The 4167-nt window shown below is 71.8% G+C and carries 3 protein-coding genes; 1 reads left to right on the top strand and 2 read right to left on the bottom strand.

Translation table 11 applies throughout. The features are described 5' to 3' along the window. Positions 1-78: 78 nt before the first annotated feature. Both ABZ281_RS40435 and ABZ281_RS40430 read right to left on the bottom strand, forming a co-directional pair. Entirely contained in the window at positions 79-525 is a 447-nt protein-coding gene (locus ABZ281_RS40435) for a type II toxin-antitoxin system PemK/MazF family toxin (RefSeq protein ID WP_356662960.1), read from the bottom strand. Between the two features lie 169 nt (positions 526-694). After that, positions 695-2146 (bottom strand): amidase, encoded by a 1452-nt coding sequence (locus tag ABZ281_RS40430; RefSeq protein ID WP_356662959.1) that lies wholly within the window; start codon positions 2144-2146, stop codon positions 695-697. Between the two features lie 232 nt (positions 2147-2378). Between ABZ281_RS40430 and ABZ281_RS40425 the strand changes: the two genes are divergently transcribed. Continuing rightward, positions 2379-3767 carry a glycoside hydrolase family 43 protein gene (locus ABZ281_RS40425; protein ID WP_356662958.1) on the top strand — a complete coding sequence of 463 codons (1389 nt, stop codon included), beginning with the start codon at positions 2379-2381 and terminating at the stop codon, positions 3765-3767. Positions 3768-4167 lie beyond the last annotated feature (400 nt).

Raw genomic sequence — 4167 nt, 5'->3', positions numbered from 1 at the left:
AGGGCTTCGAGAACGTGGGGTTCGGGATCCTGGCCAGGACACGAGACCGGGCGGTGCTCGGCGCCTTCGAGACGACGTTCAGCTCCAGCCGTAGCGCTCCTGCAGGCGGCGTCTGACCAGGTTGAACCGCATGCGGTCCAGGGCGCAGGCCTCGCGGCGCATGCCGTCCTCGTGCAGGCGCAGCACCCGGTCCACGTCGACCCACGAGTCGCGGCCCGTCCGGTCCCACGGCCCGCTGCCGATCGGCACCCACTCGGCGTCGCCGTCGTGCGGCTTGCTGGACAACTGCACGGCGAGGAAAGCCCCGCCCGGCTCGCGCGCGACCACCAGCACCGGGCGGTCCTTGCCGCGGCCGTCGTTCTCCTCGTAGGGCACCCACGTCCAGACGATCTCACCGGGATCCGGGTCGCCGTCGTGCGCGGGGGAGTACTCCGTCCGCACCCGGCCCACCTCGCGCGGGTCGGTCTGGACGGTGGCGGAGGGGCCGTGACGGCCGGGGACGTTCTCGTCGGCAAACGTGCTCACGGGGGCACCTTAGAGGCTGCCCCCGTGGTCGCACCCGGCGGGTCACCTGTCGTCCATCCGCACCTTCTGGGCCTGACCGTTGAGCGACGAGGCGCCCTGCGGCGCCTGCCCGCTGCGGTCCATCGACGCGACCATCGACGCATCCGCCATGAGGACACCCCACGGTCGCTCAGGCGGCGGCGGAACGTGCCGTGAGGGGCGGCGACGGCCACTGCTCGGACCAGCGCAGCTCCGCCTCCAACTGCGCGGCCACCTGCACGAGAAGCGGCTCGCTGTTCGCCGGGCCCAGCAACTGCGCACCGACCGGCAGCCCGTCCGGCGTGAATCCGGCGGGTACGTTGACGCCGGGCCAGCCCAGCACGTTCCACGGCCAGGCGTACGGGCAGGCGGCGGTCATCGCCCGGTCGGTGGCGAAGCCGCTGAGGTCGAGCAGGGCGCCGATGCGTGGCGGGGGAGCGGCGGTCGTCGGCGCGAGGACGACGTCATAGGAGGTGAAGAACCCGCCGATACGACGCTGCAGCACACTCTCCGCGCGCCGGGCCGCCCGCAGCGGGGCACCGCCGAGCAGCCGGCCCAGCCGGGCCGCGCCCCGGGTGCGCCGGTCCAGCAGCGCCGGGAAGGGCGCCTCGCCGACGCGCTCGGCGATCCCGGCCGTGGCGCGGGGCACGAAGGTCAGCCCGATCTGCCCGTACGGCGGGTCCGCCTCCTCGACGAAGTGCCCCGACGCGGCGAGCCGTTCGGCCAGTTCGACGACACGGGTCCGTACCTCGGGCAGGAGCCGGGCGGGCACCGCCGTGAACGGCGGCTTGAGGGAGAGCGCGATGCGCAGCTTGCCCGGATCGCGGCCGACGGCCCCGGACACGTCGAGGGAGGGGGGCCGGTGCGGGTCCTGCGCGTGGTTGCCGCTCGCCGCGTCCAGCAGCAGGGCCGCGTCGGCGACCGTGCGGGCCAGGGTGCCGTTGACGGTGATGCCCTGGAAGGACTCGCCGCGCGGCCAGGTCGAGACACGGCCGCGCTGCGGCTTGATGCCGACCAGATGCGTCCACGCGGCCGGGATCCGCACCGAGCCGGCACCGTCCGAACCGAGCGCGGCGGGCACCAGACCGGCGGCGACCGCGGCGGCCGACCCTCCCGATGAACCGCCGGGCGTGTGCTCCGTGCTCCACGGGTTGCGGGTGGCGCCGAAGGCGGGCCCCTCGGTGAAGGGCCACTGCCCGAACTCGCAGGTGTTGGTCTTGCCGACGATCACGGCCCCGGCCGCGCGCAGCCGCCGCACCGCCTCGCCGTCCTCGGCGACCGGAGGGAACTCCCCGCAGCAGCCGAACGCGGTGGGCTCACCGGCGACGTCCATGTCGTCCTTCACCGCGACGGGGACGCCGAGCAGCGGCCTGTGCGCGCGCTCGGAGGTCAGGTACCGGCCGGAGGCCGCTGCCAGCTCCTGGTCCGCGGCGTCGGCCTCGGCGAGCGCGGCCTCGGCCCGGACGATCCGGAAGGCGTTGAGGCTCCCCTGCGTCGCCTCGATCCGCGCCAGCGCTCGCTCCACCAGCGCCCGCGACGTCACCTCCCCCGCGGCCAGCGCACGAGCGGTCTCCGCCAGGCCTTCGGAACGGTCGAGCGTCATACGGACACCTCCGGAAGCGGCTTCTCTACCGAACGGTAACGTCCGGTGGCCGGTGGCGGAATGCCGACGACAGGAGTGGACGTTCACCATCGGCCACACCCTCCTCGCTGGGCACATCGGCACCTGCTCAAACCATTGACGCACCTCCGCCTCGCCCTTACCTTTCGAGCCCCTACTTCTGATCGACTTGCCGAACTTTGTTCGACATGTCGAACCCTCCCGGAGAGTCGCCGTGACCCCACACCCCGCCGTCCCGTCCCGCCGTACCCTGCTGCGTGCCCTGGCCGCCGTGCCCGCTTCGGCGGTCCTGCTCGGCGAAGCCCCCGGCCTGCTCGGCAGTGCCCTGGCCGCTGCGCCCCCGAACGGCTCGGCCACCCGCTACACCATCGTGCCCTTCCTCAACAGCAACGACGGCACGGTCAACGTCTACCAGTCGGACGACGCCACCGACTTCCGGCTGGTGCGCTCCTCCGCGTACACGCCGCCCGCGAACCGGATCCGCGACGCCAGCGTCATCCGGCACACCGACGGCTACTACTACGTCACCTACACCACGCACACCTGGCAGGACCCCAGCACGACCATCGGCTTCGCCCGCAGCTCCGACCGCGTCAACTGGACGTTCCTGTACGACTACACCGTGCCGGTCGCGGGCCTGTCCCGCGCCTGGGCGCCCGAGTGGTTCGTCGACAGCGACGGTAGTGTGCACGTCATCGTGTCCTGCTCCACCACCAACGACGAGTGGACCTTCACGCCGTACCTGCTGAGAGCCACGAACTCGGCCCTGACGGCATGGAGTGCACCGGTCGCCCTCTCCGGCATCGGCGCCAACCACATCGACACGTTCATCGTGAAGATCGGCTCCACGTACCACGCCTTCCCGAAGAACGAGACGACGAAGTACATCGAGTACGCCACCGCCTCGAACCTCGCGGGCCCCTACACGATCCGCCGGACGGGTGACTGGGCGGGCTGGGGCAGCTACCGCGAGGGTCCGGCGCTGGCGCAGCTCGACAACGGCGGCTGGCGGATGTTCTTCGACGGCTACGGCGACGGGAACTACTACTACAGCGACAGCCACGACACCTTCGCCACCTGGACGGCACCGGCCGCACTGCCCGCGATCTCCGGCACGGCCCGGCACTTCACAGTGGTCAAGGAGACGGTCACGGGCGGCCCGAGCCTGGCCCGGAACGTCACGCGCTCCTTCCGCTCGGCCAACTACTCGACCCGCTACTGGGAGCAGCAGTCCTCGCTCCTCAACCTGCCCGTGGTCACCGCCTCCAGCACCACCGCCGAGAAGCAGGCCGCCACCTTCACGGTCGTCGCCGGCCTCGCCGACGGCAGCGGCTACTCCTTCCGGGACGCGGCCGGCAACTACCTGCGCCACTGGGGCTTCCGCGCCCGCTTCGACGCCGACAACGGCACGAGCACCTTCGCGAAGGATGCCACGTTCTTCCTCCGCGCCGGCGCGTCCTCGGGCTCCGTCCGCTTCGAGTCGTACAACTACCCCGGGTACTACCTGCGCCACTACGCCTACCAGCTCCGCGTGGAGCGCTCCGACGGGACGGACCTGTTCCGGCAGGACAGCTCGTTCGTGCCGGTGACGGCCTGGGGGTGACATGCACCCCTGTTGAACTGGGTAAACCTGATGACGGTTGCGGAATAGTGCCCTCCTCTTCCCGGCACTCCCCAGGAGTTCCCGGCCGAGTGTGCACTGGTTGTGCACTGGGCCGGGCGGGGCGAGGCCGACGAGTCTGGTCCGTCATGCCCGCACCTGATTGGATTCAAGGGAGTGGATGTGGCCCGCGCGCTCTCGAGGTGGCAGGAGCGCAGCCCCTCCGTGCGGGTGGGCCAGCAGGACTTCGCGAGGCAGGCGGAGCCGACGGCGACGGGTTCAGGAGGTGACGGTTCGCCAAGCCGGTCGCGCGGAACGGGGGGAACACTCGCTCGGCGACCGCGTCCACCACATCGCGCGACGTCCTCGCTTTCGCGAGCGCCGCGGCAAGTTCGGCGATCCT

This window comes from Streptomyces sp. NPDC006265, assembly GCF_040613555.1.
Lineage (GTDB): Bacteria > Actinomycetota > Actinomycetes > Streptomycetales > Streptomycetaceae > Streptomyces.
This window is presented reverse-complemented; position numbering and strand designations above follow the sequence as displayed.

Bases quoted from the DNA above. Each gene is read 5' to 3' on its own strand.
- ABZ281_RS40430 (WP_356662959.1), bottom strand. From the start codon at position 2,146: ATGACGCTCGACCGTTCCGAAGGCCTGGCGGAGACCGCTCGTGCGCTG.